This window comes from Enterobacter sp. 04-C-12-SI-ECC, from assembly GCF_047530715.1.
In the GTDB taxonomy this organism is placed as follows: domain Bacteria; phylum Pseudomonadota; class Gammaproteobacteria; order Enterobacterales; family Enterobacteriaceae; genus Enterobacter; species Enterobacter bugandensis.
Map to the genome: position 1 here is coordinate 87,329 of NZ_JBLKDI010000007.1, position 26,400 is coordinate 113,728.

The 26,400-nt window shown below is 59.6% G+C and carries 29 protein-coding genes and 1 pseudogene; 9 read left to right on the top strand and 21 right to left on the bottom strand.

Features of this window, described 5'->3' with window-relative positions:
* Positions 1-127 precede the first annotated feature (127 nt).
* Positions 128-655 carry an NlpC/P60 family protein gene (locus tag ACMWL8_RS12045; protein WP_045259395.1) on the top strand — a complete coding sequence of 176 codons (528 nt, stop codon included), beginning with the start codon at positions 128-130 and terminating at the stop codon, positions 653-655.
* A gap of 5 nt (positions 656-660) precedes the next feature.
* Here ACMWL8_RS12045 and ACMWL8_RS12050 read toward each other — a convergent pair whose 3' ends face one another.
* Positions 661-1,455 (bottom strand): SDR family NAD(P)-dependent oxidoreductase, encoded by a 795-nt coding sequence (locus tag ACMWL8_RS12050; protein ID WP_028014724.1) that lies wholly within the window; start codon positions 1,453-1,455, stop codon positions 661-663.
* A gap of 32 nt (positions 1,456-1,487) precedes the next feature.
* Complete coding sequence (locus ACMWL8_RS12055) at positions 1,488-2,369, bottom strand: LysR family transcriptional regulator (protein ID WP_045259394.1); 882 nt, start codon at positions 2,367-2,369, stop codon at positions 1,488-1,490.
* Between the two features lie 99 nt (positions 2,370-2,468).
* Here ACMWL8_RS12055 and ACMWL8_RS12060 point away from each other — a divergent pair, with 99 nt between their 5' ends.
* From ACMWL8_RS12060 to arnF, 8 genes are all read left to right on the top strand, one after another.
* Entirely contained in the window at positions 2,469-2,975 is a 507-nt protein-coding gene (locus ACMWL8_RS12060) for a phenolic acid decarboxylase (RefSeq protein WP_028014722.1), read from the top strand.
* Between the two features lie 324 nt (positions 2,976-3,299).
* Positions 3,300-4,439, top strand: coding sequence for a UDP-4-amino-4-deoxy-L-arabinose aminotransferase (arnB, locus tag ACMWL8_RS12065; RefSeq protein WP_045259393.1), 1,140 nt, complete (start codon positions 3,300-3,302; stop codon positions 4,437-4,439).
* Position 4,440: 1 nt separating this feature from the next.
* Entirely contained in the window at positions 4,441-5,424 is a 984-nt protein-coding gene (gene arnC / locus ACMWL8_RS12070) for an undecaprenyl-phosphate 4-deoxy-4-formamido-L-arabinose transferase (RefSeq protein ID WP_041911876.1), read from the top strand.
* Positions 5,421-7,403, top strand: a complete 1,983-nt coding sequence (gene arnA, locus ACMWL8_RS12075) for a bifunctional UDP-4-amino-4-deoxy-L-arabinose formyltransferase/UDP-glucuronic acid oxidase ArnA (protein WP_045259392.1) — start codon at positions 5,421-5,423, stop codon at positions 7,401-7,403. The genes arnC and arnA overlap by 4 nt, the downstream gene beginning before the upstream one ends.
* Complete coding sequence (gene arnD, locus ACMWL8_RS12080; RefSeq protein ID WP_045259391.1) at positions 7,400-8,302, top strand: 4-deoxy-4-formamido-L-arabinose-phosphoundecaprenol deformylase; 903 nt, start codon at positions 7,400-7,402, stop codon at positions 8,300-8,302. Before arnA ends, arnD begins: the two co-directional genes overlap by 4 nt.
* On the top strand, positions 8,299-9,954 hold the full coding sequence (gene arnT, locus ACMWL8_RS12085) for a lipid IV(A) 4-amino-4-deoxy-L-arabinosyltransferase (RefSeq protein ID WP_045259390.1): 1,656 nt from the start codon (positions 8,299-8,301) through the stop codon (positions 9,952-9,954). The genes arnD and arnT overlap by 4 nt, the downstream gene beginning before the upstream one ends.
* Entirely contained in the window at positions 9,954-10,289 is a 336-nt protein-coding gene (arnE, locus tag ACMWL8_RS12090) for a 4-amino-4-deoxy-L-arabinose-phosphoundecaprenol flippase subunit ArnE (protein WP_045259389.1), read from the top strand. The genes arnT and arnE overlap by 1 nt, the downstream gene beginning before the upstream one ends.
* A complete protein-coding gene (arnF, locus tag ACMWL8_RS12095) occupies positions 10,286-10,666 on the top strand; it encodes a 4-amino-4-deoxy-L-arabinose-phosphoundecaprenol flippase subunit ArnF (protein WP_028014715.1) in 381 nt (126 codons plus the stop codon). Before arnE ends, arnF begins: the two co-directional genes overlap by 4 nt.
* Here the strand turns inward: arnF and acpT are convergent.
* The 19 genes and pseudogenes from acpT to ACMWL8_RS12190 form a co-directional block, all read right to left on the bottom strand.
* A pseudogene (gene acpT / locus ACMWL8_RS12100) lies at positions 10,623-11,227 on the bottom strand (4'-phosphopantetheinyl transferase AcpT). The gene arnF and the pseudogene acpT sit on opposite strands and share 44 nt — an antisense overlap.
* A gap of 2 nt (positions 11,228-11,229) precedes the next feature.
* Positions 11,230-12,459 carry a beta-ketoacyl-ACP synthase gene (locus tag ACMWL8_RS12105; RefSeq protein ID WP_045259388.1) on the bottom strand — a complete coding sequence of 410 codons (1,230 nt, stop codon included), beginning with the start codon at positions 12,457-12,459 and terminating at the stop codon, positions 11,230-11,232.
* Positions 12,456-13,187, bottom strand: coding sequence for a 3-ketoacyl-ACP reductase FabG2 (locus ACMWL8_RS12110; RefSeq protein WP_028014712.1), 732 nt, complete (start codon positions 13,185-13,187; stop codon positions 12,456-12,458). Before ACMWL8_RS12110 ends, ACMWL8_RS12105 begins: the two co-directional genes overlap by 4 nt.
* On the bottom strand, positions 13,184-13,657 hold the full coding sequence (locus ACMWL8_RS12115) for a 3-hydroxy-fatty acyl-ACP dehydratase (protein ID WP_045259387.1): 474 nt from the start codon (positions 13,655-13,657) through the stop codon (positions 13,184-13,186). The genes ACMWL8_RS12110 and ACMWL8_RS12115 overlap by 4 nt, the downstream gene beginning before the upstream one ends.
* The gene (locus ACMWL8_RS12120; RefSeq protein WP_045259386.1) at positions 13,654-14,823 is read right to left on the bottom strand and encodes a beta-ketoacyl-[acyl-carrier-protein] synthase family protein; all 1,170 of its coding nucleotides are present in this window, start codon (positions 14,821-14,823) and stop codon (positions 13,654-13,656) included. The genes ACMWL8_RS12115 and ACMWL8_RS12120 overlap by 4 nt, the downstream gene beginning before the upstream one ends.
* A 1-nt stretch (position 14,824) precedes the next feature.
* Positions 14,825-15,403, bottom strand: a complete 579-nt coding sequence (locus ACMWL8_RS12125; RefSeq protein WP_045259385.1) for a DUF3261 domain-containing protein — start codon at positions 15,401-15,403, stop codon at positions 14,825-14,827.
* Positions 15,400-17,724 (bottom strand): MMPL family transporter, encoded by a 2,325-nt coding sequence (locus tag ACMWL8_RS12130; RefSeq protein WP_045259384.1) that lies wholly within the window; start codon positions 17,722-17,724, stop codon positions 15,400-15,402. The genes ACMWL8_RS12125 and ACMWL8_RS12130 overlap by 4 nt, the downstream gene beginning before the upstream one ends.
* On the bottom strand, positions 17,693-18,298 hold the full coding sequence (locus ACMWL8_RS12135) for an outer membrane lipoprotein carrier protein LolA (protein ID WP_414751590.1): 606 nt from the start codon (positions 18,296-18,298) through the stop codon (positions 17,693-17,695). The genes ACMWL8_RS12130 and ACMWL8_RS12135 overlap by 32 nt, the downstream gene beginning before the upstream one ends.
* Positions 18,295-18,717 carry an acyl-CoA thioesterase gene (locus ACMWL8_RS12140; protein ID WP_045259382.1) on the bottom strand — a complete coding sequence of 141 codons (423 nt, stop codon included), beginning with the start codon at positions 18,715-18,717 and terminating at the stop codon, positions 18,295-18,297. Before ACMWL8_RS12140 ends, ACMWL8_RS12135 begins: the two co-directional genes overlap by 4 nt.
* Positions 18,718-18,720: 3 nt before the next feature.
* On the bottom strand, positions 18,721-20,412 hold the full coding sequence (locus ACMWL8_RS12145) for a glycosyltransferase family 2 protein (RefSeq protein ID WP_045259381.1): 1,692 nt from the start codon (positions 20,410-20,412) through the stop codon (positions 18,721-18,723).
* The gene (locus ACMWL8_RS12150) at positions 20,403-20,756 is read right to left on the bottom strand and encodes a hydroxymyristoyl-ACP dehydratase (protein WP_028014704.1); all 354 of its coding nucleotides are present in this window, start codon (positions 20,754-20,756) and stop codon (positions 20,403-20,405) included. The genes ACMWL8_RS12145 and ACMWL8_RS12150 overlap by 10 nt, the downstream gene beginning before the upstream one ends.
* Complete coding sequence (locus tag ACMWL8_RS12155; RefSeq protein ID WP_045259380.1) at positions 20,743-22,104, bottom strand: acyl-CoA synthetase; 1,362 nt, start codon at positions 22,102-22,104, stop codon at positions 20,743-20,745. The genes ACMWL8_RS12150 and ACMWL8_RS12155 overlap by 14 nt, the downstream gene beginning before the upstream one ends.
* Complete coding sequence (locus ACMWL8_RS12160) at positions 22,097-22,684, bottom strand: hypothetical protein (RefSeq protein ID WP_045259379.1); 588 nt, start codon at positions 22,682-22,684, stop codon at positions 22,097-22,099. Before ACMWL8_RS12160 ends, ACMWL8_RS12155 begins: the two co-directional genes overlap by 8 nt.
* Positions 22,685-22,690: 6 nt before the next feature.
* Positions 22,691-22,942 (bottom strand): acyl carrier protein, encoded by a 252-nt coding sequence (locus tag ACMWL8_RS12165; RefSeq protein WP_024908875.1) that lies wholly within the window; start codon positions 22,940-22,942, stop codon positions 22,691-22,693.
* 10 nt (positions 22,943-22,952) lie between these two features.
* Positions 22,953-23,210, bottom strand: a complete 258-nt coding sequence (locus ACMWL8_RS12170; RefSeq protein WP_028014701.1) for a phosphopantetheine-binding protein — start codon at positions 23,208-23,210, stop codon at positions 22,953-22,955.
* The gene (locus tag ACMWL8_RS12175) at positions 23,191-24,006 is read right to left on the bottom strand and encodes a lysophospholipid acyltransferase family protein (RefSeq protein WP_045259415.1); all 816 of its coding nucleotides are present in this window, start codon (positions 24,004-24,006) and stop codon (positions 23,191-23,193) included. Before ACMWL8_RS12175 ends, ACMWL8_RS12170 begins: the two co-directional genes overlap by 20 nt.
* A complete protein-coding gene (locus ACMWL8_RS12180) occupies positions 24,003-24,725 on the bottom strand; it encodes a beta-ketoacyl synthase chain length factor (protein ID WP_045259378.1) in 723 nt (240 codons plus the stop codon). Before ACMWL8_RS12180 ends, ACMWL8_RS12175 begins: the two co-directional genes overlap by 4 nt.
* 47 nt (positions 24,726-24,772) lie before the next feature.
* Positions 24,773-25,837, bottom strand: a complete 1,065-nt coding sequence (locus tag ACMWL8_RS12185) for a class I SAM-dependent methyltransferase (RefSeq protein ID WP_045259377.1) — start codon at positions 25,835-25,837, stop codon at positions 24,773-24,775.
* Between the two features lie 68 nt (positions 25,838-25,905).
* On the bottom strand, positions 25,906-26,295 hold the full coding sequence (locus tag ACMWL8_RS12190; protein WP_045259376.1) for a hypothetical protein: 390 nt from the start codon (positions 26,293-26,295) through the stop codon (positions 25,906-25,908).
* Between the last annotated feature and the right edge of the window lie 105 nt (positions 26,296-26,400).

A 26,400-nucleotide genomic window follows, 5' to 3' on the forward strand; every position in this document is an offset into this window, starting at 1 on the left:
AATTTTGGCCTCAATAATGATTGGTGAAAAAGTGAGCAGTCTATATTATCGCCACATCGAAAGATATTTCGGGGGAACGTTGGCCCCCACAGGTAAGGATAAATTAACTCTTAGCTCCTGTTTAGATATGACATTCAGATCGCTTATTTCAATCCTCACGTTAAGTTTTGCTTCGTTTTCCGCACTGAGTTTTCAGTTGCCCGCATCGATGATCTCCGCCGATAGCACATTTGCGGAATCGCCGGTGAAGTCGGCCCTGCTTCACCAGGAGACAGGCCCACTCCGCTCCCGGATACTGGATCAATACCAGAAATGGAAAGGGACTCACTATCAGTGGGGCGGCACCACGCACCGCGGAGTGGATTGCTCCGCGCTTATGCAGCATCTGTTCAGCGATGCGGCGCATCTTTATCTGCCGCGCACGACGAGCGAGCAGATCCATCGCGGTGTACAGGTAGCGCAATACCGTCTGAAGGCGGGAGATTTGGTCTTCTTCCAGACGGGCCCGAACCGCAGGCACGTTGGCGTGTATATCGGTAACAGCCAGTTTATTCATGCCTCCGGCAGCCAGGGCGTAACGGTATCAACCCTGACTGATGACTACTGGCAGGATCGTTACATTACCGCCCGTCGTGTCGCGGGCAGCGCTGCCTGACGACATTAAATAATGTCATCCACCACGCCACCATCGACGCGCAATGCCGCGCCCGAGGTGGCGGAGGCCTGCGTCGAACAGACATAAATCACCATATTAGCCACCTCTTCAACGGTGGCGGCACGCTGGATAACCGAGCTGGGGCGGTTGGTCATGACAAATTCTTTCGCCAGCTGCTCCAGCGATTTACCGGTTTTCTCGATCTCATCTTTCATCATTTCAGCGAAACCGTCGGACATCGTCGGGCCCGGCAGCACGCTGTTCACCGTCACACCGCTTCCCGCCACGAACTTCGCCAGCCCGCGCGCCAGCGAAAGCTGTGCCGTTTTGGTCACCCCGTAGTGGATCATGTCTGCCGGGATATTGCAGGCTGACTCGGAGGAGATAAACACCACGCGGCCCCAGCCTTTTTTCACCATGCCCGGCAGCAGGGCGCGGGAGAGGCGCACGCCGGACATCACGTTGGTCTGCCAGTAGCGCTCCCAGGTTTCATCGTCGGTGCCATAGAAATCCTGCGGGCCGTAAATCCCGGCGTTGTTCACCAGAATATCGACGTCGCTCGCAACCTTCAGCAGCGATTCAACCCCTTCCGCGGTGCTGAGATCGGCAATGGCTGCACGCACCTGCACGCCAGGCACAACCTGCTGCAGCTGCTGAATACCTTTGTTCACCGAGTCGGTGCTGCGGCCATTAACGATCACTTCCGCGCCGCTTTCTGCCAGGCCTCTGGCAATGGCAAACCCGATCCCGCCGGTTGAGGCGGTGACCAGGGCCACTTTCCCCGCAAAGTCGATTTTCATCATCGGCTCCTTATCGTTTTAACGTTCGGACCTTAAAGCGTAGCAGGTGATGATGACGGCTCCTGGCTAAAAAGGCGCAGCAGGGTTTCAACCTGCTCATCCAGCGGGGCGAGGGTGCGCTTCACGATCAGATGCAGCGGCGTGGCCCGACGAACGCCGTGGCTCAGCGGGAGGAGTTTCAGTACGCCTTGCTCCAGCTGGGGCTGAATGCGTTCCTCTGGCAGCCAGCCGTAGCCGACCTGCGAGACGACCGCCTCTATGGCAGCGTCGATGGTCGAGAACGTCCACGACTCGCCGGCAGCCCGCGCGGCGTTCTGGCTGTCCGCAATCTGGATTAGCGGCCACGGGCGCAGCATCTCATCATTCAGCGGCGCGTCGAGGCTAAAGAGGGGATGCCGGTGATGCGCCACGGCGACAAAGTCAATGTTCATCAGCCATTCGCCGAGCCCGGTAATGTCCTGGCGGCGGGTTAAAACCATCACATCGGCCTCGTTGTTCATGGCATCGGCGCGGGTATTTTCCAGCACCTCCGTGAGGCGGACCTGAGTTTGCGGATATTGCTGCTGGAACTGACGCAGAATGGCGAACAGGCGGCGGCGTGGGAAAATCGAGTCCACCACCAGGTCCAGCCGCGTGCGCATCCCGTTACGAAGGGTCGCCGCGCGCGTCTCGACATACGAAAACGCTTTCAGCAGCGGTTTCACCTGGCCGAGAAGCAGTTCACCGGCCGGGGTCAACACCGCCCTGCGCCCCTCCGGCGCCAGCAGCGCCACGCCCAGCCGCTCCTGCAGCAGCGACAGGTTATAGCTCACCGAGGACTGACTGCGGTGGGTTTCTTCTGCAGCTTTGGCAAAGCTGCCCGCATCCACCACTTTTTCCAGTAAGGCCCACTGTTCCAGCGTCGTCTTGTGCATAATTTATCTAAAAATTGGATGAATTTGATTAAAACATAGCGTTATTCATTCATTTTTTGAAGGCTTAAGATCGTCTCATCAAAACGAAGGAGACATCTTATGAACACATTCGACAAACACGACTTAAGCGGCTTCGTTGGCAAACATCTGGTTTATACCTATGACAACGGCTGGAATTACGAAATTTACGTCAAAAACGAGACTACTCTCGACTACCGTATTCACAGCGGCCTGGTGGCAAACCGTTGGGTTAAAGATCAGCAGGCTTACATCGTGCGGGTAGGGGAGAGCATCTATAAAATCTCCTGGACCGAGCCAACCGGTACGGACGTTAGCCTGATTGTGAACCTGGGCGACAAACTGTTCCACGGCACCATCTTCTTCCCGCGTTGGGTCATGAACAACCCGGAAAAAACCGTCTGCTTCCAGAACGACCATATTCCGCTGATGAACAGCTATCGCGATGCGGGGCCGGCATATCCAACAGAAGTGATTGACGAATTTGCCACCATCACCTTTGTACGCGACTGCGGTGCGAACAACGAAAGCGTGATTGCCTGCGCGGCCAGCGAGTTACCGAAAAACTTTCCCGATAACTTAAAATAAGCGCGACAGTTAACTAAAAAGAAAAGTTCCCGGTTATTTCTGCTTTTACAGAAATAACCGGGATTTTTTTTTGTTTGTTTATGTTTGGTTTAAAATAACATTTTGTAAAAATTGAGTTTGATCACGAAATAAATAATTCATAATTGCATAAGCCATTGTTTATAAATGAATTAATATTGGTTTTGTTACAACTAAATTACGCATCTTAATTTTTCCCTAAGAAATGAACGATACCTTGATATGAGTTTATGGTTCGTTGAAATAAACGAAAAAGTAATTGGTTAATATCAAGCGCGTGCCATTCTTATTGCAAGGAAATTAATGATGAGTGATTTTTTGCCTTTTTCCCGCCCGTCGATGGGTAGTGAGGAATTAGCGGCGTTGCAGGAGGTTTTAACCTCCGGCTGGATCACCACAGGGCCTAAAAATCAGGAACTTGAAGCGGCATTTTGTCAGCTGACGGGGAACCAGCACGCGATTGCCGTCTGCTCGGCGACGGCGGGCATGCACGTCACGCTGATGGCGCTGGATATTGGTCCGGGCGATGAGGTCATTACCCCCTCCCAAACCTGGGTCTCCACGCTGAATATGATCGTGCTGCTGGGCGCCACGCCGGTCATGATCGATGTGGACAACGAGACATTGATGGTGACGCCGGAAGCGGTTGAAGCCGCCATTACCCCGCGTACCAAAGCGATTATTCCCGTGCATTACGCCGGCGCGCCGTGTGATATCGACGCCATTCATGCCGTCGGTGAGCGTCACGGTATTACGGTGATTGAAGACGCGGCCCATGCCGCCGGAACGTACTACAAGAACCGTCACGTGGGCTGGAAAGGCACGGCGATTTTTTCCTTCCACGCCATCAAAAACATGACCTGCGCGGAAGGTGGTTTAGTCGTCACGGATAACGCCCGGCTTGCCGCGCGGATCCGCAGCCTGAAATTCCACGGCCTGGGCGTGGATGCCTATGACCGCCAGACGCACGGCCGCGCGCCGCAGGCCGAAGTGATCTCCCCGGGCTTTAAGTACAACCTCGCAGATATCAACGCCGCGCTGGCGCTGGTACAGCTGGGTAAGCTGAAAGAGGCCAACCTACGCCGCGAGGCAATCGCGCAACGCTACCTGCGCGAGCTTGCCGATACGCCGTTCCAGCCGCTGAGCATTCCGTCATGGCCACACGTTCACGCCTGGCACCTGTTTATTATTCGCGTTGATGAAGCGCGCTGCGGGATCTCACGCGACAACCTGATGGCGGCGCTTAAGGAGCAAGGCATCGGCACCGGCCTTCATTTCCGCGCGGCGCACACCCAAAAATACTACCGCGAGCGTTTTCCTGATGTATCGCTTCCGAATTCGGAATGGAACAGCGCGCGTATTTGTTCTCTCCCTCTTTTCCCGGACATGACTCATGACGACACAACCCGCGTCATTACCGCGCTCCATCAGCTTGCAGGACATTGATATGTTCAGCGCACCGCCTGTACAAAAAGTTTCTGTGGTCATCCCAGTTTATAACGAGCAGGAGAGCCTGCCCGAGCTGATCCGCCGCACCACGGCAGCCTGCGATACGCTGGGCAAAGCCTATGAAATTCTGCTGGTGGACGACGGCAGCAGTGATGATTCCGCGCTGATGCTGACCGAAGCCGCCCAGGCCGAAGGCAGCCATATTGTCGCCGTGCTGCTCAACCGTAACTATGGCCAGCACTCCGCCATTATGGCCGGGTTCAGCCACGTTACGGGCGATCTGATTATCACCCTGGACGCGGATCTGCAAAACCCGCCGGAGGAGATCCCGCGCCTGGTGGCGAAAGCCGATGAAGGCTATGACGTGGTCGGCACAGTACGTCAGAACCGTCAGGACAGCCTGTTCCGCAAGCTGGCCTCGCGCACCATAAACCGCCTTATTCAGCGCACCACCGGTAAAGCAATGGGCGATTACGGCTGCATGCTGCGCGCCTACCGCCGCCATATAGTCGACGCCATGCTGCACTGCCATGAGCGCAGCACCTTTATTCCGATCCTCGCCAACACCTTTGCCCGCAAGGCAACGGAAATTCCGGTCCTGCACGCCGAGCGCGAGCACGGGGAATCGAAGTACAGCTTTATGCGTCTCATCAATCTGATGTACGACCTCGTCACCTGCCTGACCACCACGCCGCTGCGCCTGCTGAGCGTGTTCGGCAGCATCATCGCCCTGGCCGGCTTTACGCTGTCCGTCCTGCTGGTGGTGCTGAGGCTGGTCTTTGGCCCGCAGTGGGCGGCGGAAGGGGTCTTCATGCTTTTTGCCGTGCTGTTTATGTTCATCGGCGCCCAGTTCGTCGGAATGGGCCTGCTCGGTGAATACATAGGCCGTATCTATAACGATGTTCGCGCACGTCCGCGCTACTTTATTCAACGTGTTGTCCGTCAGGAACACAAAGCATCTCAAGAGGAAAACCACCCATGAAAGCCGTTGTATTTGCCTATCACGATATGGGGTGCGCGGGCACGCTGGCCCTGCTGGAAGCGGGCTATGACATTGCTGCAATCTTTACCCATCCGGACGTGGCGGGAGAGAATCACTTCTTCGGCTCCGTGGCGCGTATCGCCGCCGAGCGCGGTATTCCGGTGTATGCTCCGGACGACGTCAACCACCCGCTGTGGGTGGATCGCATCCGCGCGCTCGCACCTGATGTCATCTTCTCGTTCTACTATCGCAACCTGATCTGCGACGAGATCTTAGGCCTGGCCGCAAAAGGGGCGTTTAACCTTCACGGCTCTCTGCTGCCCGCCTACCGTGGCCGCGCGCCGCTGAACTGGGTGCTGGTCAACGGCGAAACGGAAACGGGCGTGACGCTGCACCGCATGGTACGCCGCGCAGATGCCGGGGCCATCGTCGCCCAGCAGCGCGTGGCAATCGACGCGGATGAAACCGCGCTTGAGCTGCATCATAAACTCTGCACCGCGGCGCAAAGCCTGCTGCGTGACGCGCTGCCAGCCATCCTCAACGGCACCTTCAGCGAGAGCGAGCAGGACGAAAGCAAGGCCAGCTGCTTTGGCCGCCGCGCGCCGGAAGATGGTCGCCTGGACTGGAATAAACCCGCCCGCCAGCTGCACAACCTGGTGCGCGCCGTGACCGACCCGTGGCCGGGCGCGTACAGCTTTGCGGGCGTAAGCAAATTTATCGTCTGGAAATCCCGCGTGCGTGACGATATCCCGGCCGCTAAGCCGGGCACCGTTGTCTCCGTCTCCCCGCTGATTGTGAGCTGCGGCGAGCAGGCGCTGGAGATCGTCACCGGGCAGACCGACAACGGCCTGTACGTTCAGGGCACGCAGCTGGCGCAATCTCTGGGTCTGGTGGCCGGGGCGCTGATCACCAGCGCGCCGGTGGTTGCCATCAAGCGCCGCACGCGCGTGCTGATCCTCGGCGTGAACGGCTTTATCGGGAACCACCTGACCGAACGTCTGCTCAAAGACGATAACTACGAGATTTACGGTCTGGATATCGGCTCTGACGCCATCAGCCGTTTCCTCAACAACCCGCGCTTCCACTTTGTGGAAGGGGATATCAGCATTCACTCCGAGTGGATCGAATATCACATTAAAAAATGCGACGTGGTGCTGCCGCTGGTCGCCATCGCCACGCCAATCGAGTACACCCGTAACCCGCTGCGCGTGTTCGAGCTGGACTTCGAGGAGAACCTGAAGATCATCCGCGACTGCGTGAAATACGACAAGCGCATCATCTTCCCGTCCACCTCTGAAGTGTACGGCATGTGTACCGACAAAAACTTCGATGAGGATGCCTCCAGCCTGGTGGTCGGGCCGATCAACAAGCAGCGCTGGATCTACTCTGTCTCCAAGCAGCTGCTGGACCGCGTGATTTGGGCCTACGGCGAGAAAGAGGGTCTGCGCTTTACCCTGTTCCGTCCGTTCAACTGGATGGGCCCGCGTCTGGATAACCTGAACGCGGCGCGAATCGGCAGCTCCCGCGCGATCACTCAGCTGATCCTGAACCTGGTTGAAGGCTCGCCTATCAAGCTGATTGAAGGTGGGAGTCAGAAACGCTGCTTTACGGACATCAGCGACGGTATCGAAGCCCTGTTCCGCATCATTGAGAACAAAGATAACCGCTGCAACGGTGAGATCATCAACATCGGTAACCCGGAAAACGAGGCGAGCATTCGCGAGCTGGCAGAGATGCTGCTGGCAAGCTTTGAGCGCCACCCGCTGCGCGATCGCTTCCCGCCGTTTGCCGGTTTCCGCGAAGTGGAAAGCAGCAGCTACTACGGAAAGGGCTACCAGGACGTCGAGCACCGTAAGCCAAGCATCCGCAACGCGAAGCGCTGCCTGAACTGGACGCCGACGGTGAAGATGGAGCAGACCATTGATGAAACGCTCGACTTCTTCCTGCGCACCGTGGAGCTATCGGAACAGGCCTCATGAAAAAAGTCGGTTTACGCATTGATGTCGACACCTTCAGGGGAACGCGTGACGGCGTGCCCAGACTGCTGGAACTGCTGAGCAGGCACGGCGTGCGTGCCAGCATTTTCTTCAGCGTGGGGCCTGACAACATGGGACGCCATTTATGGCGTCTGGTTAAACCGGCATTTCTGTTCAAAATGCTGCGCTCGCGCGCGGCATCGCTCTACGGCTGGGATATTTTGCTGGCCGGCACCGCCTGGCCCGGCAGACGCATCGGCGCGGGTAATGAAGCGGTTATCCGCGCGGCGGCGCAGCAACACGAGGTCGGCCTGCATGCCTGGGATCATCACGCCTGGCAGGCGTGGGCGGGCGTCTGGGATATCCCGCGCCTGTCCCGTGAGGTCGAGCGTGGAATGCTGGAGCTTGAGGCCATCATCGGTCAGCCCGTGCGCTGCTCCGCCGTGGCGGGATGGCGTGCCGACCAGCGGGTGGTCAAAGCCAAAGAGCATTTCGCGTTTCGCTACAATAGCGACTGTCGTGGAACCGGGCCGTTTTTGCCGCTGTTGGGCGAAAATCGCTACGGTACGGTGCAAATTCCGGTCACGCTTCCCACGTGGGATGAGGTGGTGGGGCGCGAGGTGAAGGCGGAAGCATTTAATCGCTACATTCTGGACCGCATCCATCGTGACGCCGGAACGCCGGTCTATACCATCCATGCCGAAGTGGAAGGGATTGCCTGGCAGCATGATTTCGATGAACTGCTGACGATGGCCGCTCAGGAAGGTATTGCGTTCTGTCCGATGAGCGAGCTGCTGCCGGACGACCTCAGCACCCTGCCCGTGGGTAAAGTCGTCCGTAATGAACTGGCTGGCCGGGAAGGCTGGCTTGGCTATCAACAAACCGTGAGTCCGGTCCCATGAAAACAGCCCGTTATTGCGTAGCGCTTTTCGCACTGTTTATCGTTTATTACTTCATTCCGGTCGATATTCGCCTGCTGTGGCAGCCTGATGAAACGCGCTATGCGGAAATCAGCCGCGAAATGCTGGCAACGGGTGACTGGGTTGTCCCGCATTTCCTCGGGCTGCGCTACTTTGAAAAGCCGATTGCCGGCTACTGGATCAACACTATCGGACAATGGCTGTTCGGGCACACGAACTTTGCCGTACGCGCCGGGTCGATCTTCTCCACCGGGCTCGCGGCGCTGCTGGTGATCTGGATGGCCTGGCGTCTCTGGCGGGATAAGCGTACGGCCATTTTCTCCGGCCTGATCTTCCTGACCCTGTTCCTGGTGTATGGCATCGGCACCTATGCGGTGCTGGACCCCATCGTCACTCTGTGGCTGGTGGCGGCGATGTGCAGCTTCTGGCTCGCCTCACAGGCGCGCACCGTGGCCGGAAAAGCGGGCGGCTATGTGCTGCTTGGGCTGGCCTGCGGGATGGGGGTGATGACCAAAGGCTTCCTGGCGCTGGCGGTACCAGTGATCGGCGTGCTGCCGTGGGTGATTGCCCAAAAGCGCTGGAAAGAGGTGCTGATTTTTGGCTGGCTCGCGGTCCTGAGCTGCGTGCTGATTGTTCTGCCGTGGGGGCTGGCCATTGCGCACCGCGAGCCTGATTTCTGGCGCTACTTCTTCTGGGTTGAGCATATTCAGCGTTTTGCCCAGAGCGACGCGCAGCATAAAGCTCCGTTCTGGTATTACCTGCCGTTCCTGCTCGCGGGCAGCCTGCCGTGGCTGGCGCTGCTGCCAGGCGCGCTGCGTCTTGGCTGGAATGACAGACAAAACGCGGGCGGAGGGTTCTACCTGCTGGGTTGGGTGGTGATGCCGCTGCTGTTTTTCAGCATCGCTAAAGGCAAGCTGCCGACCTATATCCTGCCCTGTTTTGCCCCGCTGGCTATCCTGATGGCGCGCTATGCCTGCCTCGCGGCGGAAAAAGGGGCCAGAGCGTTACGCATTAACGGCGGCATTAATCTGGCGTTTGGCGCTATCGGCGTGGTGGCGGCGCTGGTGGTCTCGCCGTGGGGGCTGGCTAAGCATCCGGTCTGGACGTCGGTCGAACTGTATAAAGTCTTCTGCGCGGTGGTGGCGTTCCTTATCTGGGGCGCGGTAGGCTGGTTTACGCTGCGGCAGAGCCAGCGGCGCTGGTGGCTGGCGGCGCTGTGTCCTGCGGGCCTGGCGTTGCTGATTGGTTTTGCCATTCCGAACCTGGTGGTGGATTCCAAACAGCCGCAGTCGCTGGTGGATACCGTGCGCGAGCCGCTTCAGGGCAGCCGCTTTGTGCTGACCAATAACGTTGGCGTGGCCGCGGGCCTGGCGTGGGAGCTGAAGCGCAGTGACATCACGCTGTTTGCTCAGAGCGGCGAGCTGCGCTACGGGCTGGATTATCCCGATGCGAAAGATCGCTTTGTCAGTGAAGACGACTTCGCGCAGTGGCTGGCAACGCATCGTAAGCAGGGAAGCGTGTCGCTGGTGATGCTGCTGTCTAAACGTGACGATATTGCAGAGGCGAATTTACCGCAGCCGGACAATCTCTATATCCAGGGGCGTCTGGCCCTGCTGGAGTATCTGCCGAAGTGATGACCTGGACCTGGCTCATACTGGCAAGCCTGCTGAGCTGCGCGGGACAGCTGTGCCAGAAACAGGCTACCCGTCCGGCGAAAGGCGGGCGGCGTGGCGCGCACATCATGCGGTGGCTTGGCCTGGCGATGCTGGCGCTGGGCTGCGGAATGCTGGTCTGGCTGGTGGTGCTGCAGAGCCTGCCCGTCGGCGTAGCTTACCCTATGCTGAGCCTCAATTTTGTCTGGGTGACGCTGGCGGCGAAGGTCTTCTGGCGCGAGCACGTTGCTGTGCACCACTGGCTGGGGGTCGGGTTCATTATCATGGGGATTATCGTGCTGGGAGGAAGCCTGTGAAAGGCGCGTTCTGGGCTTTATGCAGCGTGCTGTTAGTCAGCGCCGCACAGCTGTTGCTGCGCGATGCCATGCAGGCTCTGCCGCCGGTCAGCGATTTTCTGACGTTTATCTCCGCGCTGTGGCACGTTTCGTCCGGCACGGGCGCGCTGCTGCTGGGGTTAACGGGATACGTTGCCTCCATGGGCTGCTGGTATCTGGCGCTGCATCGCATGGCGCTCAGCAAAGCGTATGCCTTGCTGAGCCTCAGCTATATCCTGGTGTGGGGTGCGGCAATCCTGCTGCCCGGCTGGGGGGAGCACTTCTCCTGGCATGGGCTACTGGGCGTCGCGTTGATTATGCTGGGTGTACTGGTGATTTTCCTGCCCCGACGTGAATAATCGACTCGGTGGTCAGGGTGTAAGGGGTCGAGGTACAGACGGCAAGGCTCAGAGAACCGAGCTGCAGCTGGCTGACCGAGTGCGACTGCGCCGTGCTGTCGATGCTGACAATCTGCCAGGCGCTGCCGCCGCGCTGTTTCACAATCGCTTCTTTGCGCGTCCAGATACGCCAGAAGGCAGAAAGCTGTTCCTCGGGCGCTTCACGCTCCAGCTCGTCATGCTCTGTCAGGCTGAAAACGGCGTTGGCCAGCGCCTGCCAGTTCTTGCGGGGGCGAATCACTTCGATATCGCAGCCCACTTCGCCTTCATCGCTCATCAGCAGGGCGATATCATCACCGCTATGGCTCAGGTTGAACCACAGCGGATCCCCCTTCGCAAATGCCGGCTTCCCCTGTTCGCCGTAAATGATGTCGGGGAGCGGGTGAGGGGATAATGTTCTGGCGAGCAGCGTCCGGCCAGCCAGGAGGCCTGTCGTGCACCCTGAGGTGCCTTATCTGCAAGCGTTGACGCCAGCGGGTCCGCGCAAAGGGTGGAAATTTTTCCCAGAACAAACCGGTACATAGTTACGCCCAGCGTTTAATGATAATCGAGGTATTGATGCCGCCAAACGCGAAGTTATTGCTCTGCAGATACTCGCAGTCAATCTGACGGGCTTCTCCCATAATATAATCTAAAGCCCCGCATTGCTCATCCGGCTGCGTTAAATTGAGCGTCGGGGCAAACCAGCCTTCGCGCATCATCTGCAGGCTCATCCACGCTTCCAGCGCGCCGCAGGCCCCCAGCGTGTGGCCAAAATACCTCTTCAGCGAAGAAACCGGCACGCTGTCACCGTAGATGGCGGCCGTGGCCTGGCTTTCGGCGATATCGCCGCGGTCGGTGGCGGTACCGTGCGCGGAGATATACCCCATATCCCGGGCGCTTAACCCCGCCATCGCCAGCGACTGCTCCATGCAAATCTGCATGGTGTCACGCTGCGGCTGGGTGATATGGGCCGCGTCACAGTTGGTGGCAAAGCCCACGATCTCACCGTAGATGGTGGCCCCGCGCGCTCTGGCGTGCTCCAGCTCCTCCAGAATCAGGGTGCCTGCGCCTTCCCCAATCACCAAACCATCGCGCTGCGTATCGAACGGCGAGGGGGTGGTTTTGGGTTCGTCGTTGCGCTGGCTGGTGGCAAACAGCGTGTCAAACACCGCCGCTTCAGACGGACAAAGCTCTTCCGCGCCCCCCGCGACCATCACGGTCTGATACCCGTGGCGAATTGCCTCCCAGGCGTAGCCAATCGCCTGGCTGCCGGAGGTACAGGCGCTCGACGTTGGGATCACGCGGCCACGTAGTCCAAAGAACAGGCCGGTATTCACCGCGGTGGTGTGCGGCATCATCTGGACGTAGGTTGTCCCGGTGATGTTATTGGTGTGCTTTTCGGTAAGCATGGTCGCGAATTCGCTGACCGGGCCGGTGCTGCCTGTCGAAGAACCGTAGGCGATGCCGGTTTGCCCGTTGGTGAGCACCGCTTCGCCAATCAGCCCCGCCTGCTCCAGCGCCAGCTCGGTGGCGCGGGTAGACATCAGCGACACGCGGCCCATGGCGCGAATACGCTTGCGGGTATAGTGTTCCGGCAGCGCGAAATCGTCGATCGGCGCGCCCAGCAGGGTGTGCAGGCCATCATAAACCTGCCATTCCGGCATTTTACGCACGGCGTTTTCATACGCCAGCAGCCGGCTGGAAACGGACTGCCAGTTCTCGCCAAAGGCGGTGACGCCGCCCATGCCCGTAATCACCACGCGACGCGTCATAGCATTCCTCCATTAATCGAAATGACCTGGCGGGTGACGTAGCCCGCAATATCCGACATCAGATAGCTTGCCAGCCCGGCGACCTCCTCAGCCTGGCCCATACGTTTCATTGGGATGATGGACATCGCTTCCTTAAGCGCGGCCTCCTCCATTTCAATCATGCCGGTATCAATCAGCCCTGGCGCAATGCAGTTCACGGTGATTTTGCGTTTTGCCAGCTCGATTGCCAGCGCTTTGGTGGCGCCGATAATGCCCGCTTTGGCCGCGCTGTAGTTCACCTGGCCGCGGTTGCCCATCACGCCGGAGACGGAGGATAAGGTAATAATGCGCCCGCCCTGACGGGTGCCGATCATGGGCATAATGCAGGGATGTATGACGTTATAAAAGCTGTCGAGATTGGTGTGGATCACGCTGTCCCAGTCGTCTTCACTCAGTGCCGGAAAAGCGCCATCGCGGGTAATTCCGGCGTTGCTGACCACGCCATACCATGCGCCATGGGCATCAATTTCCTGCTCAAGCACTTCACGGCACTGCTCGCGGTTGCCTACGTCAAACGAGAGTAAACGGCCGCTGCCGCCCGCCTGCGTAATGGCGTCCAGCGTCTCCTGCGCGCCTGCGGCATCACGATGGTAATGCACGCCGACGGTGAACCCGTCAGCGGCAAGCTGGCGGGCGATGGCGCGACCAATGCCTTTGCTGGCCCCTGTGACCAGTACGGAACGACTCATGCGTGGGATCCCTGATTAAAAAGCGATGTTAATTCTTCTGCAGTCGGCTGGAAGGTATTGACCCGGCCCGTGGCCAGCGTCTCTTCACCTGCGCAAATCGTGCATTCAAAACTGCCGAAGCGTTCGTCCTGCATCAGCAGCTTAACGGTAATGTCCAGCGTTAAGCCTTTGGCGAAACGCCCGCTGGCGCAGACCAGCTCGCGCGCGCCGAGCACCATGCCCAGCGCGATATGTTCCTGCCCCTGCTGCTGACGATGCCAGCCCGACCAGACGCCAACGGTCTGCGCCATTAGCTCGAGCGCGTACCAGCCCGGCAGGTCGCCATCGGCATTGAGAAACGGCGCCAGCACGCTTTGCCTGTCAACCGCCACGCGGCAGACCGCCATGTCATCCGTCACATTTTCAACGGACCCCAGCAGCATCATGGGCGCATCGTGCGGCAAATAGGCTTCGGGTGATAGATAGCTCATGACGCTCTCCCCATCAGAATGCTGGCGTTATTGCCGCCAAACGCGAACGAGTTAGACAAAATCACCGGCTTTTTCAGGGCGGTGCTCTGGTGCAGCAGGCCGCACGGCGCCAGCGTCTCGTCCGGAGCGTAGCGGGAAAAATCCTGCGGCGGCAAGGGCAGATCGCGCGTCAGGATAAGCCAGCTCAAAGCCGCTTCGGTAATGCCGGCAGCGCCCAGCGTGTGGCCGGTAAGGTGTTTGGTTGAACTGCACGGCACGCTTTCTCCGAAGAGATCGTGAACCACCTGTGATTCAATCTGATCGTTGAGCGGCGTGGCCGTGCCGTGCAGGTTGATGTAGCCGATGTCGTCTGGCTGCATGCCCGCTTCGCTGAGCGCCTGAGTGATAGCCCTTATCGCCCCGTCGCCCTGCGGATGCGGGGCGGAAATATGGTACGCATCGCTGGATTCGCCCGTGCCGAGCAGCGCCACGTCCGCGGGTTCCCGGCTTAATACCATCAGCGCCGCCGCTTCACCGATGGTGATCCCCCGGCGGTCCCGGCCAAACGGCTCGCAGAGCGTGGGGGAGAAGGATTCAAGACTGTTAAAGCCGTTCACGGGCATCCGGCTCAGGGTGTCTGCTCCGCCGACAATGGCGATATCCACCAGCCCGGCTTCGATCAGGCGTTTGCCGCCGATCATCGCCCGCGCGCTGGAGGAGCAGGCGGTGGAGATCGTATAGGCCGGGCCTTCAAGCTGCAGCCAGTTGGCGAGAAAGCGGGAAGGATCGCCCAGCTCCTGCTGCGGATACTGCCAGAGCGTGCTGGTCTCGCCGTCGGTCATGAGACGCACGTGCTCATCGCCTTCATCCAGCCCGGAGGTGCTGGTTCCCAGCACCACGGCCACGCGGTCGCGACCAACGCGGGCGATGGCCTCGTCAACGGCGGGCTGAATCTGCGCCAGCGCGGCCAGCAGCAGCTGGTTGTTGCGGGTGCGGTGTGCAGAGAAGGTGTCCGGGATGAGCGGCAGTTCGCCTTCCACCCCGCCCAGTACCGCTTCGGGCATTCCCTGCAGCCAGCCGGTCCGGGCGTGCATGCCCGGCGCCACGCCCGCAGCCAGGTTGGCGGCAATTTCATCAGGCGAGTTGCCCAGCGCGTTGACCATGCCAACAGCGGATATATAAATCATCTCAGTCACCCAGATATTGAATGGTGATGTGGTATTTGAATACGTGTTGCTCGATGCTGATCGGCTCGCGCTTGCCTTTGCGCTGGAGATAGACAATCTCCGTCACCAGCTTGCCGCTGGCGTTGCGCAGCTCGCGCCGATCGCCATTGTCCGTTAACGTCCAGCCCTTCGGCAACTGCGGCTGCCAGGCGCTAATCGGCCAGTGGCTGAGCATCACGTCGGCCAGCACCTGGCTGGCGGGCGGCAGCTGCGGCACGACGATCGACTGCTCGGTATGAATACCGCTCTCGTCGTACGTTGCCAGGAACAGGCGAATGCCCACGGAAGAGAGGCCGGCCAGCGTGACCTTATGCGCATCCGCGTTGAGCATCACCAGCAGGGACTGCGTTTGCCCGTTAAAGCTGCCGTTCAGCAGCTGCTGGGAGCTTACCGCCGGGCTGATGCCGGGCGGCGGCAGAGTGACTTTGGTGCCAGGCTGAAGCCAGGCCTGAGGCCGCGTCTCTTTGGTATCGGTCGAATGGCTGCAGCCTGCCAGCAGCAGCGCCGCGGCCAGCGCGACGGCGCGATAAACAGCGTTCATTTACGTTTTCTCTCTTTCTTATCCGGCATCGCCAGCGGTGCCAGCAGGAAGGCGGTGAAAATACCGCTCACCAGCACAATACCAAAGCTGCTGATGGCCTGGGTGGCGCTGAAGACGAGCATGCCCAGCGTCAGCAGGGTGGTCATCATGGCCAGGGTAATCGCCAGCATCGAAGTCAGCGGCGTACCGCGCGGGTTGCTGAAGAACAGCGTGTAGTTAATGCCAATGCCGAGCACCAGTACCAGCGCCAGCAGTGAAAACAGATTTACCGGGTGGCCCGTTGCGGCCAGCGCGGCCAGCCCGCAGCTCAGCGACAGTGCGGACGGCACCAGGCTTATCAGCCCTTTGCGCCAGCCGAGGCGCAGCATCGCCCCGCAGGCAATCACCGCCAGCGCCGCAAACAGTAGCCCCGTCAGCAGCGTGCGGTAGAGGGCAAACAGGCTGTCAAAGCTGGCCTTGCGGTCCACCCAGACGACGCCGTCATGGCGCGCGGCCAGCTCACCGAGCGCCGCGCTGTTTTTTGCGCCGTCCACCGGCACGAGCACGCCGCTTTCCCCGCCCGGCAGGGTCAGCCAGAGCAGACGCCAGCCCTCGCTGGCCGGACTTTCAAGCCACGCGTCCACGCCGACCGGCATGGCGTCCAGATTGGGGGAAACGGCGTTGAGCCTTGCGCTTTTCAGCACGTTCGTCACCGCAGGCGCGGCGTCCCGCAGCAGCGCAAGGTCGCTTTTCTGGCGGGCCAGCGAGTTCAGCGGCAGGGTGCGCCAGCGGGTGAGATCCCCCGCCTTTTGCGCCTCGGCCAGCGCGGGAGTAAAGGCTTCCAGCCGCTCCAGCGTTTGCTGGGGCGAAGCGCCATGTACCACAAACCATTTCTGATCGACGCTTTGGCCGGTCAGGGCGGTAATGGTTTTCTCCTGCGCCAGAATATCTTTCGGCAGCGCCTGCAGCTGGGCGATGTCGTCGTCCACCTTCAGGGTGCTCATTCCCACGGCGGAGAGCAGCGCCAGCGCGACGGGCAGACCAACGGACAGTTTTTTACTGCGTCGCCAGGCGGCCAGCCAGCGCAACATCAGGACCATAAAGGGAACCGGGCGCACCGGCAAACCCCGGCACAGCCACGGATGCCAGAAAATCACCGTCAGGCAGGAGGCGCTCAGCCCCGTCGCGGCAAATACCGCCATCTGGCGGATCCCGGGGAAGGGGGCCAGCATCATAATCAGGTAGGCGGCGACGGTCGTCAGCAGCGCCAGCAGCAGCGCATTGCGCACTTTGGCCAGGCTTTGCCAGGGAGAGAGCTCCGCGCCGTGCACCATCCGTTCGGTCAGGTAGTAAAGCGTATAGTCGGCCGAAATACCGATGATGCTCATGCTCATCACCAGCGTCATCAGGTGCAGTTCGCCAAAGAGCAGCAGCGTCACCACCGTGCCCGCCAGCGCGCCGATGGCAATGGAGAGCACGCTCAGCAGCAGCGGGCGCAGAGAGCGGAACACCGCCACGATCAGCAGGAACACCCCAAGCAGGGTGGCGATGCCTAGCGTTGAGACGTCGCGTTTAGCCTGCTGGCTGGCATAATCGCTGTAGAACACCGTCCCGCGCGAAAGCAGCTGCGCCTGCGGGTAACGCGCTTTCAGCGTCTGTTGCAGCGCATTAAGCGTCGTCACGAGCCGGTGGGTCTGCTGCATATCAAATGACGAGCCCGCCAGTTCGCCGTGCAGCAGATACCAGTAGTTTCCCGCTTCATCTTGCGTGACCAGCCAGCCGTCCATCAGCCGCAGCTTCTGGCCGTTTTGCGCCAGGGCGAGCTGCGAGCCGCGCATCAGCATCAGCGGATCGTTTTGCAGCTCTTTACCGCTGACGCCGGAGAAGGCGGAGTAGAGCTGGGATAAAATCCACTGCGCCTGCGCTTCTCCGCCGTTTTGCAGGCGGGCGCGGGTGGCCGGATCAATCAGCCCGTTGCGGTGCTGCCAGAAGAACTCTCCCCAGGCCTTTTGCCCGGCGGCGTCCATCGGGCCTTTGACCTCGCGGAGCGCGTCGCTGCTGTGCAGCAGTTCAAGCCACTGCTGCGCCACGCGCGGATCGGGTTCTTTGCCGGGGCTGACCAGCCAGACCAGCTGGCGGTCGAGACGCTGCATAAACCCGTCGTTGAGCGCCGGAGGGATCGCCCCCAGCGTCTGCTTCGGCAGCATGGCCAGCACGCTGCTGTTCAGCCGCGCGCCGGGCAGCAGCGACAGCAGCACGCCCAGCATAACCAGACATACCGTGGCCCACAGCAGCGCCGGGCGCAGGGATTTACGGTGCGGCAAAGCGTTGGCGTTCGTCATCGGTCAGGCTGGCGGGCGTCAGTTGGTGCTTTGAAAGGGCGATATCGGTACGGTCGCCCTGCCTGTCGTTCAGGCGGATCGTCTCAAGATAGGTCGCGCCGCCCAGATCGAGGGTGGCGAAAATCTTGTCCAGCGGCGTCGTTTTTGGGGTAAGCACCAGCGACCAGCGGCCCGCGCCCAGGTCTTTAAAATCGATGCGGAAGTTCTCTTCCAGCACCTTGCGGTCGGCCTGGAACAGGGCCCGCAGCAGGTGGTTGAACTGGAACATCTGCGGATTATTGTCGGCGGTGATGGTCTGCGGCGGCTGGCCGTTGATCGCCTGTACCATCCGCTTGTCGTCCAGCAGCAGCGTCATCGGAAACGGCGCTTTTTGATCCCACAGCAGGCCGCTGTCGCGGGCGATCAGCATCTCGCCCTGCGAGCGCAGCGGCTGCGGCATATCTTTTATCGTGCGGACCTGTTCGAAGTGCGCGCGCACCACGGGCTGCTCGGTGAAACGCTGCTGCAGTTCATCCAGCGTCACGGCGCTGACCAGCGGGCTGACGATCAGCGCCAGCAAACGCAACCATTTCATGGCGTGACTCCCATACGTTCAAACAGTACTGCCGGACTGACAAAGCACATTTCGCGGGTGGCTTCTTCTACCGCCACCTGGATGGTGTAGCCGGTGGTGGTGCGTTTGCCGCTCTGCGCATCGAAAATTTGATAGGCAATGCGCAGGCGGTTTTCATACTCTTCAATCTGCGCGCGAACGCGAATGCGCTGCTCAAAGGTCACCGCATCGCGGTATTTCACCCGCGTGTCGACAACGGGCCAGACGTAGCCGGAGGCCTTCATCTGGCGATAGCCATAGTCAAACTGATTGAGCAGCGCCTCGCGGGCGATCTCAAAGTAGCGAAAATAGTTGCCGTGCCAGACCACGCCCATCATATCGACGTCGTGGAACGGAACGGTGATCTCAACTTCAGTCGTAAAGCGGGGATCGGTCAGCACCCTTTACTCCTTCTCTCTGGACTCTGGCAGATGCCAGAAATCGAAAAAATTAAACCAGTCGAGCGGCGACATCAGGGCGTAATGCTCCAGCCGCTGCGCGTAGCGATCGACGGTAGCCTGCAGCGCCTGCTGGCGTTCCCCGCGCGGCAGGATCAGCGGGTCGGCAAACGGCTCGCTGTGAAGGACGAGCTTACCCTGCTGGCGCAGGGCGAAAATCAACACCACCGGACAGCGCAGGATGGAGGCCAGGATAAACGGCCCCTGAGGGAACGGTGCGGGCTGGCCCATAAACTGGCTCCAGATCACCCGCCACTCGCCGCCACGCTGCGGGTTGACGGCGATGCGGTCGCCCACGATCGCGACCCATTCTCCGCGCTCAAGCTTCTCTTTGATGGCAATGGCGGTGTCCGGGCCGATGTCGGTGACCGACATCAAATTCACGCCGGCCTGGGGCGCCATTTCGCTCATAATTTGCTTAAAACGCCGGGCGTTCTCGCTGAAGACCAGGGCGTTGATGGTTTTGCTGCCGTCCAGCTGGGCCAGCGCCCGGCAGGCTTCTACGTCGCCAAGATGCGAGGCCAGCAGCAGCTTGCCCTGCGGCGCCGCGATATTAAGCGTTTCGCTCGCGCCGGGTGCAAAGACCACGTCGCGCTTAAACTTCAGCTCGCCGCGCCAGCTGGCGACTTTGTCCAGCATCGCGTTGCCGAAGCGCATGAAATGGAAAAAGCTGTTGAGACGTGCTGGAACAGGCATGTTCCGCTGCATCAGCACCTGCTTCACGCGTGCAATCCACTGCCGCGAAGCCTGCCGTGCCGGACGCGCGATCAGCCAGTAGACGCCGATAACCGGCCACAGCAGCACGGTAAACGCCCGCCGCCCCAGCAGCTGCCAGACGCGCAGCATCAGGCGCATGCCCCACAGGCCTTTAACCTCGTCCTGCTGCGCCCAGTGCTGGCCGCGTCGACGGAAGAGCAGGCCGGGAATGCGCGGAAGCATGCCGAAGAACAGCCGGGTATGCATCAGGGAGATCCGCACGTTATCTTTCAACGCGTCGAAGTGGGACAACCCGTCCTGCGGATAGGTCACGCGGGTGGGCAGAAAGACGCTGGTGTTGCCCTGCCAGTAGAGACGGACCATCACTTCGGTGTCAAAGTCCATCCGTTTACCGAGCGTTTCACGCGCGGCGAGCCGCAGCGTGGGCGAGACCGGGTAGACTCGAAAGCCGCACATGCTGTCTTTAAGCTGCAGGGATAAGGTCTCAATCCATACCCAGACGTGGGTGACCCAGCGCCCGTAGAGCCGCGAGCGCGGGATGGAATCATCGTAAACAGGCTGGCCGGAAATCAGCGCGTCCGGGTGGCGCTCCGCCAGCGCCAGCATTTTGGGAATATCTTCGATGGCATGCTGGCCGTCCGCGTCCACCTGCAGGGCGTGGGTATAGCCCGCACGCGCGCACTCCTCCAGCCCCCTGATGACCGCGGCACCTTTGCCGGCGTTTTGCGCCAGACGGACCAGCGTCATCTGCGGCTGCTCTGCCGCCAGCCGCTCAAGCTCCTGGCGGGTGGCGGCTTCGCTGCCGTCATCCACTACCAGGCACGGCAGGCCAAACGGCGAGAGGCGCGACAGCACGCTGGCCATCGTGGCGCCGTGGTTGTAGCACGGGATCAGCACGCAGGGGCGGAAGGTTACTGACATAGACGAATTTTCCCGCTGCTGGCGGTATGGCGTTCAGCCCCGTCATGACGCAGGTAGCTGAAGGTCAGCAGTTTGCGCCCGGCATGCCACTCAAGCACCAGCGTCACCGTGGTTTCCGGCAGCAGAGGCGCCTGGAACTTCACGTTTTGAATGCTGTGAAAGCGGTAGCCCGGTGCCAGTAAAGTCGTTGCGTAGTGCATCACCCAGTCAAGCTGCGCAACGCCGGGCAGCAGCGGCTGTACGGCAAAATGGCCCTGAAACCAGAACAGAGAGGCGTCGAGATGCAACACGATCTCCAGCTTCTCCGGCTGTGCCTGATGGCGCTCGATTTCATGAATTTTCATGAAATAACTCCTCTAACTGCGCATAGACACGCTTGTTCATACTGTTTACCGGCATCTCATCGACAATGCGCCAGTAGCGTGGAACGGCGACCGGCTCAAGCCACGGCAGCAGGGCGCGTCGCCAGGCGAACTCCTGCGCTTTTTTATCCTGCAGATGCCAGCGCTGACGAACCGCCTCATCCAGCACCAGCAGGACGCCAATCCCCTGACGGCCCCCGCGCGTAACCGGCAGCGCAGCCGCCTCGCAAACGCCGTCGAGCTCCAGCAGGCGACGCTCAATCTCGTTAAGCGAGATGCGCTTTTCTTCAATTTTGACCACTCGCCCGCGACGACCGGCGATGCTAAACAGCCCCACACTGTCGAAGTGGAGGATATCGTCCAGCTGGAGTCCTTCAGCCTCATGGATAAGCGGCGAAGTGACGCGGCAGGCGTCATCTTCCTGATGGAAGTTTACGCCGGGGAAGGGTCGCCACGGCAGGTTATCTTCCACGCGATGGCGCCAGGCGAGGATCCCGGTTTCGGTGCTGCCATAAATTTCGTCCGGCCAGATGTTAAGCCAGCCAACCGTGGTGGAGACGTCACGCCAGGGCAGCATTCCGCCCGCGGAAATCAGCATCCTGACGGGCGGCGCGGCCAGTTCGGTATCCAGGCGCTTCAGGAACGCCGGGCTGCTGATGAACAGGTAATGCCGGTCATGAGGAAGGGCGGCCAGCTGCTCTGCGTAGTAGAGCATCGCGGCATGCAGCGGCAGGCCCATCGCCATCGGCAGTACGATGCGAAATGTCAGGCCGTAAAGATGTTGCGGGACGACGGAGGCCACAACGCTACAGCCAGCCAGGCGTTCGCCGAAGCGGTCAGCCAGCAGGCGGGCTTCGCGATCCAGGCTGACGATGTGCTTAACCACCCGGCGCGGCATTCCCGTGGAGCCGGAGGTGAACAGCTCGACGAAGCGGTTTTCGTTAATCTCCGGCAGGGGTACCCAGCGGGCGATCGTCTGGCGGCGGGAGGCTACCACAATCAGCTGCCCGTCAATATCGAGGGACCGATCGCTCAGGACGCCACTAAACAGCGGCTGCTGCTCCTCAAGCAGCGAAACGCGGCTATGGCCGGGAATGACCGGCGTTTTACCGGCATGCAGCGAGGCCAGCAGCGCAACGATAAACAGGTAGCTGTTTTCAAAGCACAGCGCCCAGCGCTCGCCTTCCTGCTGACGCAGGGTGTCGACCAGTAACGTCACGTCGTGGCGCAGCTGGCCCAGCGTCCAGGTACGATCGTCGAGCCAGGCGACGGGCGTGTCGTCAGGGCGGGGCGCGTTTAACCACTGGCCCAGCGGAAGGGGGTTATTCATTGTGCATCTCTTTTTTTATCACCCGCTGGCGCACCAGCCACTCTGCCGCCATCAGCGTCCCCATCAGGATGTAAGCCACCATACCGTTCCACAGCGTCCACAGGTGCATGTCGCCGTGCAGGACGGTATACAGCGCCATCGCCCCGTTGCCGATGAAAAATCCGCACCAGACGAGGGTCACTCTGCGGGTATAGCGAACGCCCTCCGGCGGCAAATTTGGCTCTCGCAGGCGCGCCAGGCGTTCGACCAGCGGCATCGCTGTCCAGAGCGAACCGCCGAAGACGGCGAGCATGACAAGATTAACGACCACAGGGTAAAACAGCAGCCACTGGTGGGTTTTCAGCAGGTAGCTTGCCGCGCAGAGCGCGATCCCCGCCAGCGCCACGCACTGCACCACATACCGCATCGGGCCGGTGTTACGCCGCGCCTGACGCAGCCGCAGCAGCAACAGCAGCGCCATCACCGGCAGCAGCCACGGCAGGCTGTTATGCGTCAGCCCAAATCCAATCAGGAAGGGCCACGCCAGCAGCATCAGCCCCGTCAGAAGTGGGATGACCGGGAACGTCCGTCCACCACGCACGGTGTCTTACTCTTCGCGCAGCAGCTGTTCGACGGCGTCTACCACATCCTGAACGGTACGAACCGATTTGAAGGTTTCCGGCTTGATTTTCTTACCGGTTTTCTTCTGCAGATGGACAATCATGTCCACCGCGTCAATGCTGTCCAGCTCCAGGTCTTCGTAAAGACGGGCTTCGGGCGTAATGTCCTGCGGGTCGATTTCAAAGAGTTTGGTCAGAAGGCCGCAGACTTCCTGATAAATGGTTTCTTGTTCGGTCATAGTTCACATCTCAGGCGCGTTGGGCGTGGATAAAGGACGCCAGGGTGGCGACGGAAAAGAAGTGCTGGCGCATCTCTTCGCTTTCGGCAGAAAGCACCACGCCATACTGGTTTTTCACCGCCAGACCCAGCTCCAGCGCGTCGATAGAGTCGAGACCCAGCCCGTCGCCAAACAGCGCGGCATCGGTATCAATATCCTCTGCGGTAAGCTCGTCCAGATTCAGCGTGGTGATAATGAGATTCTTAATTTCAAGATAAAGCGCTTGCATCATTAATTCCTGACAAAGATTGAAGGCCTGATGTTAATCGATGCTGCAGGTGCCGGTTTAACTGCCTTGCCGCCAGTGCCGGTTCTTGTTGCCTTGCATCGTAAAATTCGTCGATGTTCACGCGATCGCGCACATCGACGGTAAAGACAGGTTTTGCGGGCGGTACATCATACCAGCGGCTTTTTTTATCCAGCAGGTGCTCGCTGCAGTGGATGAGTACGATCCGCAGATCGCTGCCGCAGCGCACGGCGATATTTGCCGCGCCACGCTGGAGGGACATCGCCTCACCTGGGCGGGTACGCGTCCCTTCCGGGAAGATTAACAGCGTGTCGCCCTGGGCCAGACGCTGCTGGCTGGCGGCGAGCAGAGGCTCGGCCTCGCTGTTAATCAGATAATCTGCCGCGCGGATAACGCCGCTGACAAACGGATTGCGCAGCAGCGCGCTTTTCACCAGACAGTCGGTTTCGGGTATTACCGACGCCAGAATCACGTAGTCAATTAACGTAGGGTGGTTAGCCACCACCAGGCAGCCCCGATCGCCGCGCAGAGCATCAAGATTGTGGATGCGATAGTCGAGCACCCCGGTGCCGCGGGCAACGGTTAAGAAGAAGCGGAAGCTGGCCGCGATGCTGCGGCGCGCCAGGCGACGGCGTTTGGCGCGATCGCGCTGGGCAATCAGCAGCAGGTTGAACCAGACCAGCGACAACAGCAGCCCGCCCGCGCCAAACAGCACGAAGCAGAATCCGGTCATGGCCAGACGCCATAGCCAGTTGATCCGGGCGGTCAGGCGGTTCATTGGCGCGCCCACTGCCACAGCAAACGTTCGCCGGGCACCACAAACTGCCGTTCCTCGCGGAGATAGCGTTGCAGGAACATCAGGCTTTGCGGCAGGGCGGCTTCCTCGCCTGTGCTGCCGCTGCGGGTTTCGCACTGCCATTCGCTGCCGGCTTCAACCACCAGCGCCACCGCGTACGGCCAGGTAGGCATCTGCGGCGGTAACGCCGGATGGTAAAATTCCGGCAGCGCGCCGTCAAAATCCACCAGCAGGACGCGGGAGTAGCCCGCATGCAGCAGGCTCAGCACTTCACACAGAGCCTGCTGGAAGGTGTCCAGCCCGGCGGAAATGGATGATGAGACAACAGGCTGACGAGCGGCGATCGTGAGATTGCCCACCGCGGAATTGTGCACGGACATGGCGAAGTCGGTAGGCGAGACGGCCTGCCCGGTCGCCAGCGTATGCAGAATACGGTAATTGCGCTCCAGTTCGCCGTGGCGGCTGGAATAGACGACGGCGTCTATGGCGTGGCTTTGCAGCATGGCAAGACCAATATCCACCGCCAGCTTACTGCCTGAGTTAAGGCGGCGCGCGGTCATCATGGGTAACGCGGTCAGGCGGGGTAGAGGAGCCGTTGGGTCGATGGTCGACTGCAGGCGCGACCACGCCTGCCACTCTGCGGCATCGCTTAGTCCTGGCGCTCTTGCCTGCCAGTCAATAATGTTCAGTGAAAATTTCATCTACGCGCGTCCGCGGAATACCGTATTCAAAGGGCAGCCAGGCTGCGCTATTGTTCACGTTTGGTGCAAATTAACAGGGTATGACCTACCCCAAGGTTATCCAGCCGCTGTGCTATGCTGAAGCCCGCCCTTTCCAGGTAGTGATAAAACTTCTCTACGCTGTAAAACCGGCTATTGCCATTCGCCATACAGGTGAAATAGAGCGAGGTGGCATTCAGGCTGAAAGCCGCCGCTTCATATTTCTGGGCATCCCAGAAAAGCTCTATGATGCACAACCGTGCGCCAGGCTTCATGACCTCTGCGACGCGCGTCAGCATGGCGACAATCTGATCCGGAGAGAAACAGTCGAGGAACTGGCTCATCCACCAGACGTCGGCATCTCCCGGCAATGCCGACGGACTAAGCATATCGACAGCATGGAATCCAATACGATGAGAAAAACCTGCTTTTTCGATGTTTTCCTGCGCCAGCGCTATCTGCTGCGGGAGATCGAGGATCGTCACGGCAACATTGTCGTCATAGCGGCAGCAGCGTAACGACCATTTACCTGTATTTCCGCCCACATCGTACAATTTTGTCGGCGAGCTTGCGAATATATATGGCAACGCAGCGTCAAAAGCGGCGTCGGAATAGTAATGATCGAAGGCAAACCAGCTCTCTTTTGCCGGGGCAGGAAGCTGGGATAAAGCCGGATAGATGGTTGGCCAGTCGCCAAACACGGATAATCCAGCCGGTTTTTCTTTCTGCAGGGCATCGGCCAGATAAAATAACCCCTGGTAACAGACGTCCTGCGTGAAATCCATATTAACGCGGGTCATGGGATCGTGGAGTAAGAAATGGCCCACTTTCGCCAGGAAATAACGGCTATCTTTATAAGTAATTATCCGTCCGCTTAATCCCATATCTAACAATACGCTGACGGCATAACTGCTCAGTGTACTGTTTTCGGTTATTTCGTCGAGGCTCGCCCCCTTATTACCCTGTTTATCGAGCCAGGCGAGAACGCCCGAGTTACGCAGACAAAGCGCGGTCTGAAATAACATCGGCGCAAAAGCGATGCGTTGCGCTTCGGTAATGGCATCCAGCGCGCTGAGCGTGTCCTTTTCGTACATTGTTGCGTAACCTTTCAGGGTAAGAAATGAGGTTATCGGGCCATGTCCGGCCCGACTTTAGAAAAATATTACAGCGCGGCACCCGCAGAAAGGTTCAGCTGAATATCGTGGTCGAGGTTGTTCACCCAGCGGTTATAATTTTTGTGAATTTTACCGTCTGCCGCTTTCAGGTTCAGGCTGCTTTCGTAATTAATTGAATAACTTGTCGCAGAGTAGGGAATACGCACCTGGACCGAGTGATCGCGTGCCTGCAGACGGCCCTTAATCACGCCCGGGCCCGCTTCCGTCATGATCCAGTCACGCTTCTGGCCTGCTTTCAAAATGGCTGTTTTCACCTGATCGGCAGTATGACCCGCGCTCACGACAGAGTGAACCTGAGCGATAGGGGCGGTACGCGCACAGCCAGCCAGTGCGCCAATGAATACGGCGGCAGTGCACCATTTAACGAGCTTTTTCATCAACAACTCCATATCAATAATAACAATTAAAGGTAGTGTTTTTTACAAATAAGCATCACCAGGCTTAGGGATTAAGTCAGATGTGTTTTAATCAATATTAATGTT